This window comes from Streptomyces sp. NPDC086080, from assembly GCF_044540255.1.
Classification (GTDB): Bacteria; Actinomycetota; Actinomycetes; order Streptomycetales; family Streptomycetaceae; genus Streptomyces.
In genome coordinates this window covers 85304-100543 of record NZ_JBITRU010000002.1, presented here as the reverse complement: position 1 = coordinate 100543, position 15240 = coordinate 85304, and the positions used below count along the sequence as shown (strand labels likewise).

General features: G+C 71.6%; 14 protein-coding genes. 4 read left to right on the top strand and 10 right to left on the bottom strand.

Translation table 11 applies throughout. From position 1 onward, the window contains the following. Nucleotides 1–49 precede the first annotated feature (49 nt). From ACIF9R_RS02540 to ACIF9R_RS02520, 5 genes are read right to left on the bottom strand one after another with little or no spacing between them, the layout of a single operon-like run. Complete coding sequence (locus ACIF9R_RS02540; RefSeq protein WP_399973235.1) at nucleotides 50–424, bottom strand: TadE/TadG family type IV pilus assembly protein; 375 nt, start codon at nucleotides 422–424, stop codon at nucleotides 50–52. After that, on the bottom strand, nucleotides 421–834 hold the full coding sequence (locus ACIF9R_RS02535) for a pilus assembly protein (RefSeq protein ID WP_399973232.1): 414 nt from the start codon (nucleotides 832–834) through the stop codon (nucleotides 421–423). The genes ACIF9R_RS02540 and ACIF9R_RS02535 overlap by 4 nt, the downstream gene beginning before the upstream one ends. Next, a complete protein-coding gene (locus ACIF9R_RS02530; protein WP_399973230.1) occupies nucleotides 831–2084 on the bottom strand; it encodes a CpaE family protein in 1254 nt (417 codons plus the stop codon). The genes ACIF9R_RS02535 and ACIF9R_RS02530 overlap by 4 nt, the downstream gene beginning before the upstream one ends. Nucleotides 2085–2091: 7 nt before the next feature. Beyond that, nucleotides 2092–2799, bottom strand: a complete 708-nt coding sequence (gene cpaB / locus ACIF9R_RS02525; RefSeq protein ID WP_399973228.1) for a Flp pilus assembly protein CpaB — start codon at nucleotides 2797–2799, stop codon at nucleotides 2092–2094. Between the two features lie 55 nt (nucleotides 2800–2854). Beyond that, nucleotides 2855–3688 (bottom strand): hypothetical protein, encoded by an 834-nt coding sequence (locus ACIF9R_RS02520; RefSeq protein ID WP_399973967.1) that lies wholly within the window; start codon nucleotides 3686–3688, stop codon nucleotides 2855–2857. Between the two features lie 494 nt (nucleotides 3689–4182). Between ACIF9R_RS02520 and ACIF9R_RS02515 the strand changes: the two genes are divergently transcribed. Further along, nucleotides 4183–5889: a chitinase gene (locus ACIF9R_RS02515; RefSeq protein WP_399973226.1), complete on the top strand. Its 1707-nt coding sequence runs from the start codon at nucleotides 4183–4185 to the stop codon at nucleotides 5887–5889. A gap of 115 nt (nucleotides 5890–6004) precedes the next feature. Here ACIF9R_RS02515 and ACIF9R_RS02510 read toward each other — a convergent pair whose 3' ends face one another. Next, nucleotides 6005–7327, bottom strand: coding sequence for an Nramp family divalent metal transporter (locus tag ACIF9R_RS02510; protein ID WP_399973225.1), 1323 nt, complete (start codon nucleotides 7325–7327; stop codon nucleotides 6005–6007). 231 nt (nucleotides 7328–7558) lie between these two features. Between ACIF9R_RS02510 and ACIF9R_RS02505 the strand changes: the two genes are divergently transcribed. Beyond that, entirely contained in the window at nucleotides 7559–8896 is a 1338-nt protein-coding gene (locus tag ACIF9R_RS02505; RefSeq protein WP_399973222.1) for a M14 family metallopeptidase, read from the top strand. Between the two features lie 6 nt (nucleotides 8897–8902). Here the strand turns inward: ACIF9R_RS02505 and ACIF9R_RS02500 are convergent, their stop codons facing one another. From ACIF9R_RS02500 to ACIF9R_RS02485, 4 genes are all read right to left on the bottom strand, one after another. Further along, on the bottom strand, nucleotides 8903–9538 hold the full coding sequence (locus tag ACIF9R_RS02500; protein ID WP_399973219.1) for a hypothetical protein: 636 nt from the start codon (nucleotides 9536–9538) through the stop codon (nucleotides 8903–8905). A 79-nt stretch (nucleotides 9539–9617) separates the two neighbouring features. After that, nucleotides 9618–10028: a RidA family protein gene (locus ACIF9R_RS02495; protein WP_399973216.1), complete on the bottom strand. Its 411-nt coding sequence runs from the start codon at nucleotides 10026–10028 to the stop codon at nucleotides 9618–9620. Nucleotides 10029–10041: 13 nt separating this feature from the next. Continuing rightward, entirely contained in the window at nucleotides 10042–10809 is a 768-nt protein-coding gene (locus ACIF9R_RS02490; RefSeq protein WP_399973214.1) for an IclR family transcriptional regulator, read from the bottom strand. Next, nucleotides 10806–12062 carry a sugar kinase gene (locus ACIF9R_RS02485; protein WP_399973964.1) on the bottom strand — a complete coding sequence of 419 codons (1257 nt, stop codon included), beginning with the start codon at nucleotides 12060–12062 and terminating at the stop codon, nucleotides 10806–10808. The genes ACIF9R_RS02490 and ACIF9R_RS02485 overlap by 4 nt, the downstream gene beginning before the upstream one ends. Nucleotides 12063–12270: 208 nt before the next feature. Here ACIF9R_RS02485 and ACIF9R_RS02480 point away from each other — a divergent pair, with 208 nt between their 5' ends. Continuing rightward, entirely contained in the window at nucleotides 12271–13536 is a 1266-nt protein-coding gene (locus ACIF9R_RS02480) for an amino acid deaminase (protein WP_399973211.1), read from the top strand. Between the two features lie 10 nt (nucleotides 13537–13546). Continuing rightward, nucleotides 13547–15240 (top strand): amidohydrolase family protein (locus ACIF9R_RS02475; protein WP_399973210.1); only part of this gene is annotated, 1694 nt, incomplete at its 3' end.

Below are 15240 nucleotides of genomic sequence, written 5' to 3'. Positions count from 1 at the left end.
TCGCTCGCTCCTCGTTCCTGTTCCCGGTTGTCGTCCTGGTGGCGTGGCGTCAGTGGTCGATGGGCATCGTGGCGGTCTTGCGGGCGGGTTCGAAGTCCCAGCCCGGGACGATCGAGGGGATCTCGACCGTGGCGGTGACGGTGACCTCCTTGCCGCCCTCCGCCGTCGCGCAGTCGGTGCCGTCCGCCAGCCAGGTGCTGACGGCGGCCGTGCAGGCCCCTCCGGCGCCCTGGTCCAGCGAGGCGCTGCGCGCCCCGGCGCGGGCGGCGGTACCGGCCTGCTGGGCGGTGTACGCGATCAGGCCGAGCTGTACGGCGGCCATGGCGACGATGAGCAGGACGGGGAGGAAGCCCAGGTATTCGAGCGCCGCCTGGCCGCGGTCGCGGGGGCCGCCTTCGCGCCGGTACGGTGACGTGTTCCTCATTTCACTCCGTCCTCTTCCTCGACCGCCCCCGCGTGGCCCTCGACGTCGAAGGGGAAGGAGAGGGTGCCGGGGAAGAGGATGGGCACGCTCAGCTTCACGTCGGCGGTGACGAAGCCGCCCCCGGTGGCACAGTTCACGCTCGCTCCACCCGCCCACGCTCCCGACAGTGTGTCGAGCCCGGCCTGTTGGCAGGCGCCGTCGCGTGCGCCGCCCGGTTCCGCCGCCGTCGCCGCCCGTACCGCCTCGTCCGCGGCATTCCCGGCGAGGGTGAAGGTGTATCCCACGAGCACGAGCTGCCACAGCACCACCAGCGTGATCAGGATCGTCGGGGTCATGCCGAGGAACTCGACGGTGACCTGGCCCCGGTCACGGTCGCGGTGGTGCCCGCGTAGGTCCGTCGTCCTGCTCATCCCCCGCCGTCCTTCCGCCTCCGGAAGCTCACCGATCCCCGGTCGCCGCGCAACCGGCCGCCCTTGTGGGTTCCCTCGGTGGCCTTGATCAGGCCGAGTTCGCCGGCCAGGCCCCACAGGGCCTGCTTCACCGTGCTCCTGCTCTCCAGTTCGTGGACCCGGCCGGCGTCGACCACTGCCTGAAGCTCCTTGAAGTGCGCGGGCACCGTGGTGGCCGCCACCACGGTGCCGGTGATCTTCTGGATGAGCGGGGGCTGGATCTCCGTGCCCCGGGTGTGCCGGTTGACGACGATCGTGGTCTCCTCCGCCTTGCGGATCTGCAGCCGGTCCCACATCCGCACCACCCGCTTGGCTCCCCGTACGGCGACCACGTCGGGGGTGGTGACCAGCAGGGCCCGCTCGGCCATCTCCACGGCCGCCGCGCCGGCCCCGCCCAGCTGGGCGCCGCAGTCGATGACGACGACCTCGTAGCGGGAGCGCAGGGCGCTGACGATCTGGCGGGTGGCGCGGTCGGTGACCTCCTCGCCGCGTTCGCCCTCGGCGGGGGCCAGCAGCAGGGCGACACCGGTGTCGTGGCGGAAGACGGCGTCGGCCAGGACGCGCGGGGAGATGTCGCCCACCGCGGCGAGGTCGACGACGGAGCGGCGGAACTGGACGTCCAGGTAGGAGGCGATGTCACCGGTCTGGAGGTCCATGTCGACCAGGGCGGTGCTGCGGCCGGACGCCTGGGCGGCGAGGGCGAGCTGGATGGCGGTGAGGGTCGCGCCCACGCCGCCCTTCGATCCGCTGACGGTGACGACGGTGCCGCCGACTCCGGTGAACACGTCGACGGCCGCGCCCAGATGGCGGCGGACGCCGACCGACCACTGGGCGACGGCCTGGACGCGGCTGGCGACTTCCTCGTAGCTGAGCGGGAGGGCGACGAGTCCGCGGGCGCCGTAGTCCATGGCGGCCTGGAAGAGGCCGGGGCTCACGTCGGAGGTGACGAGGATGACGCCGACGGAGGGGAAGCGCAGGGCGACTTCACGGATCAGTTCCAGGGCGGGGACGGGGCCGATCCGCTCGTGCACGACCACGACCTCGGGCAGTTCGTCGACGGACTCGGCGGCCAGCCGCGCGAGGGTGTCGATGAGCTGGGTGGAGTCGGCCACCGGGGACACCGGCTCGGCGTCCGGGAGCTGGCTGAGCAGGGTGATGATGGACCGGACCGCGTCCGCGTCGCCGACTGCCGGCAGGATCCTGGTGGGCATGCGGCTCTCACTTGTCCTTCGCGAGTTCGTACGTCCGGTCCCGCTCGGGGACGTCCGTGTCGTCCCCGGGGGCGACCAGCGCGAGCCGGACCCGCTGGGCGAACGACTCGGCGTAGGTGATGCGCTGGGCGTCGATGGCGGACAGCGCGAAGGTGATGGGTACGGCGTCGGTGGGCTGCCGGCCGCGGTCGTTCTCCTCGGGCTGGAGCGCGGTGAGCCGGCCCACGTCGAGGACCTGGGCGTTGGTCACGATGATCCTGGACTGGTCGGGGGCACCCTCGCGTTCGCCCTCGAAGGTGGCGTAGACGTTGACCGCGGCCCCCGGTGTGATCTTGCCGGCGACGCCGGTGGCCGCGTCGATCATGATCGCGACCTCCTGCTGCCCCGGCCGCAGTTCGGGCTGGTCCACGACCATGTCGCTCTGCAGCAGGGAGCCCTGCCGCAGGGTGGTCACGGCGATCTTGCCGCGGATGTCGTCGAGGTCGGTGACGGCGTTCTCCGACAGCCAGCGCTCGGGCATCGAGATCTTCTCGAACTGGTCCGTGCCGAGCGCGGTGTAGGGCGCGATGTCGGACTTCAGCCGGTACGCGGTGACCTCGGGGCCGACCTTGGACTCCACGTCGTTGATGACGGAGAGCACGCCGGCGAAAGCGCCGAGGGCGCACAGGACCGACAGGAGGAGGAGTATCACGCCTCGGCGCTGACGGGAGTTCATAGACCGTACAACCTCATTGGTGATGTGGGTCGGGCTGGTGCGGTGGACGAACGGGTCAGGTGCGGTGGGTGAGGGCGGGTGGGCCCTCGGGGGTGGGTGGGGTGGCCGAACAGAACACGCACCGGTCGCCGATGACGTCGATGCCGCACCAGTGGCAGGTGCCGCGCCGTACGGAGGTGACCAGCTGGTACAGGACCGACAGGTCGGGCAGATAGGTGCAGAACTCGATGACCTTGCCGGTCCCCCACCAGCCCGGGGACTCGGCGGGCAGCGCCGTCTCGCGCAGGCCCTGCACCTGCCAGGCGGGCGCCAGGGTCGTAGTGACCCAGTCGGACTGGAGCTGGCCCTTGGCGACCAGCATCCAGGTGCCGAATTCGGGTCCGTCCAGGGCGGCTTCGGGGCCGAGGCGGACGAGCTGGGGCTGCGGGTGGGCGAGTACGGCGAACTGACTGCCCGGCATCCAGGACTTCGCGTGCTGCTTCAGGTCCACGGGGACGCGGTCGAGGCGGGCGACGGAGCCGAGCAGCGCCCCGCAGTGGATGTAGTGGATCAGCAGGCGGCCGGCCGAGGCGAGGACGCCCGGGCTGAGGTCGCAGGAGGCGAGCTGCCGCAACTGGCGCGCCAGGACAGCCAGTCCGAGCGGCGGCAGATCGGGGCGGAAGAGCGCTATCCGGTCGCTCTCCAGGAGGGAGCGCAGGGTGTGCAGCCGCCGCCGGACGGCGACGGGGGTGGCCTGGGAGCAGACGACGATGACATGGCCGTGCTGCTCGATGAGCATCTGCAGGTCCGCCAGGGCCTGTTCGAGCGGGCGGGTGGCGATGTCCCGCAGGACGACGGCGGGCAGGGTTCGTTCGTCCTGGGCCGGTAACGCCATGTCGGCGCCGGTCACGGCAATGGCAGTTGGCACGCGCGGCTCCCCGTTCTCCCCATACCCGGCAGCCCGCCGGGGTGTCACTCCGATGCATCCCGGCGACTTCACTGCGTGACTACGTGAGCACTGTAACCGCGGGTGCATGGCCGGAGAACAGCGATGGTGCAGCCGAACAGCAACTCTTGGTACTCAAGGTGCGCCAAACCGGGACAGGTCGAGCATCTCGCCGGCCGCGACCCGGACCCGGTGGGGTGGGCCGCGCGCAGCCGGCTTGACGCCGGACCCCAACCCCGCACCCCTCACCTCCCACCCCGAGCCGTTCGCCCCTCGACCCCACGCTTCCCCTCCAGCCGCGGGCCTACTCCCTCACGGCCCGGCGGAGGACCCCCTTCCGCCCGGGGCCCCTCCCTTTTGGTCTGGACCTATTGACAAGAAGATTGGTCTGGACCAACTTGTCCTCCAACGGTGGCCACCGTCGCCCCCTCCCCCAACTTCCCCCACCGGAGGCCCCAGTGGACCGCGCACCAGCAACGCCCGGCCGCACCAGACGCGCCTGGGCCGCAGCCCTCGTCTCCGCCCTCGCCCTCGCCCTTCCCCTCGCCGGCGCGGGCCAGGCGTCCGCGGCGGACGTCAACAACGCCAAGAACGCCGGCTTCGAAGCGGGCCTGAGCAACTGGACCTGCTCGGCGAACAGCGGCAGCACCGTCTCCTCCCCGGTGCACGGCGGCACGGCCGCGCTCAGGGCCACCCCGGCCGGGCAGGACAACGCCCGCTGCACCCAGACCGTCGCCGTGAAACCCGACTCCACGTACACCCTGAGCAGCTGGGTGCAGGGCGGGTACGCCTACCTGGGCGTCACCGGCACCGGCACGACGGACGTGTCCACCTGGACCCCGGACTCCGGCAGCTGGAAGCAGCTGTCGACCCGCTTCACCACCGGCTCCTCCACCACCTCGGTGACGGTCTACACCCACGGCTGGTACGGCCAGCAGCCCTACTACGTCGACGACCTGTCGGTGTTCGGACCCGACGGGGGCGGCGGCGGTGACCCGGAGCCCACGATCCCGGGCACCCCGGGCGGGCTCGGCGTCTCCGGTACGACGTCCTCGTCGGTGTCACTGGCGTGGAACGCGGTGTCGGGCGCGACGGGTTACAGCGTCTACCGCGACGGTACGAAGGTCACGGCCGTGTCCGGCACCTCGGCGACGGTGACCGGGCTGGCGGCCTCGACGTCGTACTCCTTCCAGGTCGCGGCGGTCAACGCGGCCGGCGAGTCCCCGAAGTCGGCGGCGGTGACCGCGCGGACGAACGAGAGCGGCGGTGGCGGGGGTGACCTGCCCCGGCACGCGGTGACCGGCTACTGGCAGAACTTCAACAACGGCGCGGCGGTCCAGAGGATCTCGGACGTCCCGTCCCAGTACGACATCATCGCGGTCGCCTTCGCCGACGCGACCGGCACCCCGGGCGCCGTCACCTTCAACCTGGACTCGGCGGGCCTGAACGGGTACACCGTGGCCCAGTTCAAGGCGGACGTCCGCGCCAAGCAGGCGGCCGGCAAGAAGGTCATCATCTCCGTCGGCGGTGAGAAGGGCACCGTCTCGGTGAACGACTCCGCCTCCGCGACGAACTTCGCGAACTCGGTCCACGCGGTCATGCAGGAGTACGGCTTCGACGGTGTCGACATCGACCTGGAGAACGGCCTCAACGCCACCTACATGACCCAGGCGCTGCGCGCGCTGTCCGCGAAGGCCGGCCCGTCGATGATCCTCACCATGGCCCCGCAGACCATCGACATGCAGTCGACGTCCGGCGCGTACTTCCGTACCGCGCTGAATGTGAAGGACATCCTCACGGTCGTCAACATGCAGTACTACAACAGCGGTTCCATGCTCGGCTGTGACGGCAGGGTCTACAGCCAGGGCTCGGTCGACTTCCTGACCGCGCTCGCCTGCATCCAGCTGGAGGGCGGCCTCGACCCGTCCCAGGTGGGCCTGGGCCTGCCCGCCTCGACCCGGGGCGCGGGCAGCGGCTACGTCTCCCCGTCCGTGGTCAACAACGCCCTGGACTGTCTGACGAGGGGCACCAACTGCGGCACGTTCAAGCCGTCGAAGACCTACCCGTCGCTGCGCGGTGCCATGACCTGGTCCACCAACTGGGACGCCACGGCGAACAACGCCTGGTCGAACGCGGTGGGCCCGCACGTCCACGCCCTGCCGTAACCGCGGCGCGGCTCCTGCCCCGGCCCTCACCTCCGTTTGCCGGGGCAGGAGCCGGGGCCGGGGCAGGAGTGTCACCGGCGCTCATCCGGCCGCACGTCCGCACCGGCTCCGCCCGTCAGAAGAAGTCCGCCCACGGCTGGTCCCAGACCTGCTTCACGCACAGGACGAGGAACAGCAGGCCCGCGACGGCCAGCATGGTGTTGCTGAGCGGGCCGTTGCGCCATTCGCGCGGGGTGCGGGAGGAGTTGAGCAGCCACATCAGGGTGAGGGCGAGGAACGGCATGAAGGCGGCACCCAGGACGCCGTAGATGATGATCAGCCGGAAGGGCTCGTCCTGGAAGAGCAGGATCATCGGCGGGAAGGTGAGCCAGAGCAGGTAGGCGCGGAAGGCCCAGGAGCGTTCGCGGCGCCCGGAGGCCAGTACCTCGGCCCGCGCCTCCCGCTCGCCGCGCTGCCGGGCCAGGAAGTCGGCGAACATCAGGCTCACTCCGTGCCAGACGCCGATCAGGGAGGTGAAGGAGGTGGCGAAGAAGCCGATCAGGAAGAGTTTCCCGGTCGCCGTGCCGTACTGATCCTCCAGGATGCCGCCGAGCTGCATCAGGCCCTTGTCGCCGCTCGCGATCGCGATGTTCGCCGAGTGCAGCAGCTCCGCGCCGACCAGGAGCATCGCGACGACGAAGATGCCGGTGGTGGCGTAGGCGACCCGGTTGTCCAGGCGCATCACCTTCATCCAGCCGCTGTTCGTCCAGCCCTTGGCATTGACCCAGTAGCCGTACGCGGCCAGCGTGATGGTGCCGCCCACGCCGCCGATCAGGCCGAGGGTGTTGAGGACCGAGTCCTTCTCGTCCGGGATGACGGGAAGGAGACCGGCGAAGGCGTCGCCGAGGTGGGGTGTGACCCGGATCGCCAGATAGACGGTCACCACGAACATGACGCCCACCAGGACCGTCATGACCTTCTCGAAGACGTCGTACTTGTTGAACCAGACGAAGACCAGGCCGACCAGACCGCAGGCGATGCCCCACCATTCGAGGTCCATTACGTCCGGGAACAGGGCCTGGAGCGGCAGGGCACTGGACGACATCGCCGCCGCGCCGTAGACGAATCCCCAGATCACCGCGTACGCGGCGAAGAACCAGGTCGTCCAGCGGCCGAGGCTCGCCCAGCCGTCGAAGACGGTGCGCCCGGTGGACAGGTGCCATCGGCCGCACGCCTCCGCGAGGGAGATCTTCACCAGACAGCCCATGACGGCGGCCCACAGCAGTGTGTAACCGAAGTTGCTCCCGGCGATGAGAGTGGCCACCAGGTCTCCGGCGCCCACGCCGGTCGCGGCGACGACGATGCCGGGGCCGATGTGGCGCCAGCTGGAGGTGCGCGGGTGGGGGCCGGGCGCGGTCGCCGCCCCGGTGTCCTGGGTGTTTCCCGTGGTGTCCGCCATGGGGTCAAGAAAGCGGATGGGTGGCCGCCGGACAAGGGGGCGTGCGGGGATCTCCACCGGATGCGTCACCCGGGGACACGCGACCGAACACGCGGACGAACCCTCGTGCGCCACAGGCGACTTGGCGCCCCGCCTGCGCCATATTGACCTGATCATGTCAGACATCGACGATGGCCGCACCGCACCACGCACGTCGTCATGGACAACCCCCACCTCCCACAAGGAGACTTCATGCGACACCGCCCACGCGGCAGACGCTCCGCCGCGCTCGCCACCCTCCTGGCCCTCGCCCTCGCGGCCCCCCTGTCGCTGACGGCCACCCAGGCCGGCGCCGACAGCGCGGACCGGCCGGCACCCTCGGCCGACGACATCCGCCAGTACGAGATCCACCGCCACACGACCGCGCTGACCCGTACGGCGATCCAGCGGTCCGGCGTCACCGTGGACGAGGCCGGCGAGGAGACCGTGGTCGTCTCCGGACGCGCCGACCAGATCCGCGAACTCCGCCGCCAGGGGTACGACGTCACGCCCTTGGGCGCGGCACCGGACCGCTCGTCGCCCGCCGACGGACCGCGCCTGTACGACTTCCCCTCGGCCGACTCCCGCTACCACAACTACGCCGAGATGAACGCGGAGATCGACCAGCGACTGGCGGCGTACCCGTCCATCATGAGCAAGCGGGTGATCGGCACGTCCTACCAGGGCCGGGACATCGTCGCCATCAAGATCAGCGACAACGTGGCCGCGGACGAGAACGAGCCGGAGGTCCTCTTCACCCACCACCAGCACGCCCGCGAACATCTCACCGTGGAGATGGCCCTGTACCTGCTGCGCGAACTCGGCGCGGGATACGGCAACGACTCCCGGATCACGAACATGGTCAACGGGCGGGAGATCTGGATCGTCCCGGACCTCAACCCGGACGGCGGCGAGTACGACATCGCCTCCGGCTCCTACCGCTCGTGGCGCAAGAACCGCCAGCCCAACTCCGGTTCGTCGTACGTCGGGACCGACCTGAACCGCAACTGGGACTACCGCTGGGGCTGCTGCGGCGGCTCCTCGGGGTCCAAGTCCTCCGAGACCTACCGGGGTTCGGCCCCGGAGTCCGCGCCCGAGGTGAAGGTCGTCGCCGACTTCGTCCGCAGCCGGGTCGTGGGCGGGGTGCAGCAGATCACGGCCGGCATCGACTTCCACACGTACAGCGAGCTGGTGCTGTGGCCGTTCGGCTACACCTACTCCGACACCACGACCGGGATGTCGGCCGACGAACACGCCGCCTTCAAGTCCGTCGGCCAGAAGATGGCCGCGAGCAACGGCTACACGCCCCAGCAGTCCAGCGACCTGTACATCACGGACGGGTCGATCGACGACTACCTCTGGGGCGCGCACAAGATCTTCGGCTACACCTTCGAGATGTATCCGACGTCCTCCTGGAACGGCGGCTTCTACCCGCCCGACGAGGTCATCGAGCGGGAGACGTCCCGCAACCGGGACGCCGTGCTCCAACTCCTGGAGAACGCGGACTGCATGTACCGCTCCATCGGGAAGGAGGGGCAGTACTGCGGCTAGCGAAGCTCAGGACACCTGCTTCTCGTCGTCGGCGTCGGCTTCCTCCGTGGGCTCGGACGGATCGGTGGGCTCGGAGGATTTGTCGTCCTTGTCGCCCCCGTCGTCCTCGTCGTCCTCGTCGTCGAAGTAGGTGTCCAGGACCGCGTCCAGCGCGGTGTCCCACTCGGCGAAGCGGCCGCGGGAGTCGGCCTCGATCTCGAGGGGGTACCAACGGCGGTCGGGGGTGTGGACGGTGACCGTGTACCGCTTGCCGAAACGCGCGGTCTCCGTCTCCACCGCGCCGATCTCGTCCCAGCGGAACTCGCACTCCTGGTCGTCCAGACGCAGACGGACACCACGGTGGTCGGCGACGATCCTGGCCCGGCGGTCGGACGCCTCGAAGACGGGGCCGTCGGGGGCGGGCTCCGGGGCCTCCTCGTCGGCTTCGGGGGCTTCGGGAGCCGTGGAGTCCTCGGCGGACTCCGAAGCGCCGGAGTCCCCGGCTTCCGCCCCGGGGGCCGTGTCGTCCTCCGGCTCGTCCGTCTTCTTCGCCTTCGTGTCCTCCTCCCGGCCGGACGCGGGCGAAGTGAGCCCGGGGATGAAGGCCGGGTCGAACCCGGCGCCTTCCAGGGGCTGGCTGCTCGAACCTATACGCTGCTCCACACCGCAGGAGTATGGTCGACAAACCTGTGCCGGACACAGTCGGCCCCAACTTCGTTATCAGACGCCTACACGCGTACGGTCAGCCGAGGACGGCGAGCGCGTCGATCTCGATGAGGAGGCCGGCGGGCAGACCGACGTACACGGTCGTGCGGGCGGCGGGCGGCCGGCTGAGGCCCTGCTCCTCGAAGTACGCGTCGTAGATCTCGTTCATCTCCGCGAAGTGGTCCACGTCGGTGAGGTAGACGCGGATCATCATCACGTCGTCCCAGCTCGCGCCGCCCTCTTCGAGGATCGCCTTGACGTTGGCGAGCGTCTGGAGGGTCTGCTCGCGCAGGGTCGGCCCGGCGGGGGTGGGGGCCCTGCCCTCCTCGTGGGGGAGGAAGCCGACCTGGCCGGCGACCTGGAGGAGGTTGCCCTTGCGGACGCCGTGGGAGAACTTCGCGGGCGGGGTGGTGTGGGTGCCGGGGGTGAGCGCGGTCTTCTCGGTCATACGGGGGCGTCCTTCACTGGGGTTCGGCCGGAGCGACGGGTGTTCTGCCGGAGTACTCGCCGCTGATCGTGTCCGCCGTACGGCGCACCAGCGGGAGCAGGGTGAGGAGTTCGTCCGCGGTGACGACGACGTTCGGCGCGGACACCGACATCGCGGCGACCACCCGGCCGTCGGCGCCGCGGATCGGCGCGGCGACGCAGTTGATGGACTCCTCGTGGCCACCGAGGTCGGTGGCCCAGCCCTGTTCGCGCGCCGTCGCCAGTTCCTGGAGGAACGCGGCGGCGTCGGGGGTCGAACGGGACGTGTACATCGGGTAGTCGAGCTTCTCCGCGAGGGCGCGGCGCTCGTGCTCGGGCAGGTCGGCGAGGAGGAGTTTGGCGACGGCGGCGACGGTGATCGCCACGGGCTTGCCGATCCGGGAGTACATGCGGACCGGGTAGCGGCTCTCCACCTTGTCGATGTAGAGGACCTCGTTCTCCTCGTGCACGGCGAGGTGGACGGTGTGTCCGCAGGTCTCGTTGAGGCGTACGAGGTGGGGGTGGGCGATCTCGCGGACGTCGAGGTTCTCCATCGCCTCCTGCGCGAGGGAGAAGAGGCGGGCACCGAGGCGGTAGCGCTGGTCGGACTGGCGGTAGACCATGCCGTGTTCGTGCAGGGTGCGCAGGAGACGGAGGGCCGTGGACTTGTGCACGCCGAGGCGGTCGGCGACCTGGCCGAGGTCGGCGGGGCCCTCCGCGAGCAGCGGGAGGATGCGCAGGGCGCGGTCTACGGTCTGGCTCATGGGGTGCGTGCCTCCTTCTGGGCCCCCGGATGTTCTTCGGCTCGTGTCCAGCCGGGGCCGAGTCGCAGTCTCCCCCACGCGGCGTCGTCGAGGGCCGCGAGGCGGTCGGCACGGTCGCGGGCGGGGGGTGCGGCGAGGTCGCCGGGGGCGGTGAGGGCGGCTGCCGCCGTGAGGTGGCCGTGGCGGAGGCGGTCCCGTAGCGGGAGGTTGCGGAGGGTCGCCGAAAGGAAGCCCGCGGCGAAGGCGTCACCGGCACCGGTCGTCGCGACCACGTCGACTTCGAGGGCCGAGGCGGTGGCGGCCGGGCGGGGGGAGGCTGCGCGACCCGGCGCCGGCGGGGTGCTGTCCGCTGTCGCGGCCACGCCCGCTTCGAGGCCTGAGGCGGTGGCAGCGGGGCGGGGGGAGCCTGCGCGACCCGGCGCTTGCGGGATACCGTCCGCGCCCACCCGTGCCGCCCCAGCGGCACGACTGCCCGCGGGGAAGCGGGCTGGGCCGCCCGCGGGGAGGCCGGCTGGGCCGCCCGCGGGGAGGCCGGCTGGGCCGCCCGCGGGGAGGCCGGCTTGGCTGCCCGCGGGGTCGTGGAAGGCGACGGCGCCGTGGGCTCCTTGTTTGACCACCAAGGTCTCCGGCTCGGGCAGAGCCGCGCGGATGCGGGTGGGGCCGCCTGTGATGCCCCAGGCTGCCTCCGCCTCGTCCTCTCCGACGAAGACGATGTCCGCCCCGCGCGCCAGTTCCAGCAGGACCTCCGGGCCGTGGGCGTCGTGCCACAGGCCCGGGCGGTGGTTGACGTCGAAGGAGATCAGGGGGCGGGCGGGGTGGGGGGCGGTCAGCTCGCGGATCAGGGCCAGGCACCCGGCGGAGAGCGCCGCCGTGATGCCGGACAGGTGCAGGACGCGTCCGGCGCGCGCGGCGTCCAGGTCGACGCCGGCCGGTGACATCGCGGACGCCGCCGAGCCCGCCCGGTAGTAGGCGACCTCGTGGGCGTCGGTCGACCGGTCGCCCGCCGTGCGGAAGTAGATGCCGGTCGGGCGGGCCGGGTCGCGGCGGACGTACGACACGTCGACCCCGTAGCCGCCGATCGTCCCGACGAGGTGGTCGCCGAATCCGTCGGCGCCGACGCTGCTGATCCACCGCGCGGAGTGCCCGGCCGCCGCGAGCACGCACGCCACGTTGGACTCCGCGCCGCCGATCCCCCGGTCGAAGGACGGGACGTCGGCGAGGCGTCCCGGCCGGGAGGGCAGGAACGTCACCATGGACTCGCCGAGCGCGACGACATCCACGACGTCCACGACGTCGGGGGCGTTGCGGGGTCCCGTGACGGTCACGATGGTGGGGCTCCTCGTCCGGTGCGGGGTGAAGCGGTGTCCGTTGACCCCGCGTGGCCGAGATGTTAGACAGCGCTGAGCGATATACGCAACGAGTGTTGCAGAAGATGCAACACCACTGAACAGGGAGGCTCCGATGGCCCTCGACGCTCTCACCCACCTCGCCGGGGAACGGGTGGACCACCGCTTCAAGGGCCTCCCGCCGGACGCCGAAGGGCTGACCGTCGGCGAGCTGGCCGCCCAGCGCCGCAACCTCTTCACCGGCGGCTTCACCACCCCCGTGCTCGCCCTCTCCGCCGAGCGCCTGGAGCACAACCTGAGGCTCATGGAGACCTACGCCGCCCGGCACGGGCTCGCCTTCGCCCCACACGGCAAGACGTCCATGGCCCCGCAGCTCTTCCACCGCCAGATCGAGCGCGGGGCGTGGGGCATCACGCTCGCCGTTCCGCATCAGGTCCGGGTGGCGCGGGCCTACGGGATCCAGCGGGTCTTCCTCGCCAATGAGCTGGTGGACGCGGCGGCCCTGACGTGGATCGCAGGCGAGCTGGACGCCGACCCGGACTTCCGGTTCCTCTGTTACGTGGACTCCGTGCGCGGCGTGGAGTCGATGGACGCGGCGCTCGCCGACGCGTCCCGCCCGCTGGACGTCGTCGTCGAACTCGCGGCCGGCGAGGGCGCCCGCACCGGTGTGCGGACGGAGGCCGAGTGCGCCGCCGTCGCCGACGCCGTGGCGGCGGCACGGTCGCTGCGGCTGGCCGGGGTCGCCGGGTACGAGGGTGAGGTGCCGCGGGCGGATCCGGAGCGGGTGCGTGCCTGGCTGCGGCGGCTGGTGTCGCTCGCCGTGGACTTCGACAAGGCGGGGCGGTTCACGGGGCTCGACGGGATCGTGGTGAGCGCGGGCGGCAGCGCCTGGTTCGACGCGGTGGCGGACGTCTTCGCCGATATCCCCGAACTCTCCCTGCCGGTACTGAAGTTGCTGCGCTCGGGGGCGTACGTCTCGCACGACGACGGCCACTACCGCAAGCTGACGCCCTTCAACCGGGTTCCGGAGGAGGGCGCGCTGGAACCGGCGTTCCGGCTGTGGACGCAGGTGGTGTCCCGCCCCTCCCCCGAGCAGGCGTTCACCAACGCGGGCAAGCGGGACGCGGCCCACGACCTCGATCTGCCGTTCGCCCAGGTGGTCCGCCGGGACGGCGCCGAGCGCCCGGCCACGGGGATCTCGGTGACCGGGCTGTCCGACCAGCACGCGTGGCTGCGTACCACCGGGGAGGCGGATCTGGAGGTGGGAGACTGGGTGGGACTCGGGTTGTCCCACCCGTGCACGTCGTTCGACAAATGGGTGCTCATCCCCGTGGCGGAGGCGGACGGCACGGTGGTCGACTACCTCCGTACGTTCTTCTAGGAGGCCGCGCATGGAAGAGCTCGTCATCCGGGACGCCGACGTCGTGGACGGCTCCGGCGACTACTCGTACCGCGCCGACGTGGTGGTCGACGGCGGCCGGATCGTCTCCATCGTGAAGGAGGCGGCGGCCGCGGGCTGTCAGCGTCCGAAGGCCCGCCGCGAGCTGGACGCCGAGGGGCTGGTGCTGGCCCCCGGCTTCATCGACATGCACGCCCACAGCGATCTGGCGCTGCTGCGCGACCCCGACCACAGTGCCAAGGCGGCGCAGGGCGTCACCTTGGAGGTCCTCGGCCAGGACGGGCTGTCGTACGCGCCGGTCGACGACCGCACGCTGGGCGAGGTGCGCCGGGCGATCGCCGGCTGGAACGGCCCGGGCGACGACATCGACTTCGACTGGCGGTCGGTGGGCGAGTACCTGGACCGGCTGGACCGGGGCATCGCGGTCAATGCCGCGTATCTGATCCCGCAGGGCACGGTCCGTGCGCTCGCCGTCGGCTGGGAGGACCGGGACGCCACGCCGGCGGAGCTGGACCGGATGCGGCAGTTGGTCGCCGAGGGCATGGAACAGGGCGCGGTCGGCATGTCGTCGGGGCTGACGTACACGCCCGGCATGTACGCCAAGGGCGGTGAACTGACCGAACTGTGCCGGGTGGTGGCGTCGTACGGCGGCTACTACTGCCCGCACCACCGCTCCTACGGCGCGGGCGCGCTGGAGGCGTACGCGGAGATGGTGGCGCTGGCCCGGGAGGCGGACTGCCCGCTGCACCTCGCGCACGCCACCATGAACTTCGGCGTCAACGAGGGCCGCGCGCCCGAGCTGCTGGCCCTGCTCGACGACGCCCTGGACGCGGGCGCGGACATCAGCCTCGACACCTACCCCTACACCCCCGGCTGCACCACCCTCGTGGCGCTGCTGCCGAGCTGGGCGAACGAGGGCGGCCCGGAGGAGACCCTGCGGCGGCTCGCGGACGAGGGGACCGCCGAGCGGATCCGGCACCAGCTGGAGGTCACCGGCTCGGACGGCTGCCACGGGGTGCCCGTGGAGTGGGAGACCATCGAGATCTCCGGCGTCGGCGACCCGGCGCTGGGCGAGTACGTGGGCCGTACGGTCCTGGAGTCGGCGCGGGCGCGCGGCGAGGCCCCCTGGACGGTGGTCCGGGAGCTGCTGCTGAAGGACAGGCTCGCCCCGACGATCCTCCTGCACGTCGGCCACGAGGAGAACGTCCGGGCGATCATGCGGCACCGGGCGCACACCGGCGGCTCGGACGGCATCCTCCAGGGTGCCAAGCCACATCCGCGCGCGTACGGGACGTTCCCGCACTATCTGGGTCACTACGTGCGGGAGTTGGGGGTGCTGTCGCTGGAGGAGTGCGTGGCGCACCTGACCGCGCGCCCGGCGGCGCGGCTGCGGCTGCCGGACCGGGGGCTGATCCGGGAGGGGTACCGGGCGGACCTGGTGCTGTTCGACCCGCGGACGGTGGCCGCGGGCTCCACCTTCGCCGAACCCCGGACGCTGCCGACGGGCATCCCGTTCGTCATGGTCGACGGGCGGTTCGTGATCGAGGACGGGCGGCGCACGGACGTGCTGGCGGGGCGGGGGGGGCGCGGGGCGGCCCCCCGCCCCCCCCCCCCCCCCCCCCGGGGACCGGGGGGGGGCCCCCCCCCCCCCCGCCGGGACCCCCCCCCCCCGGGGCCCGCCCCACC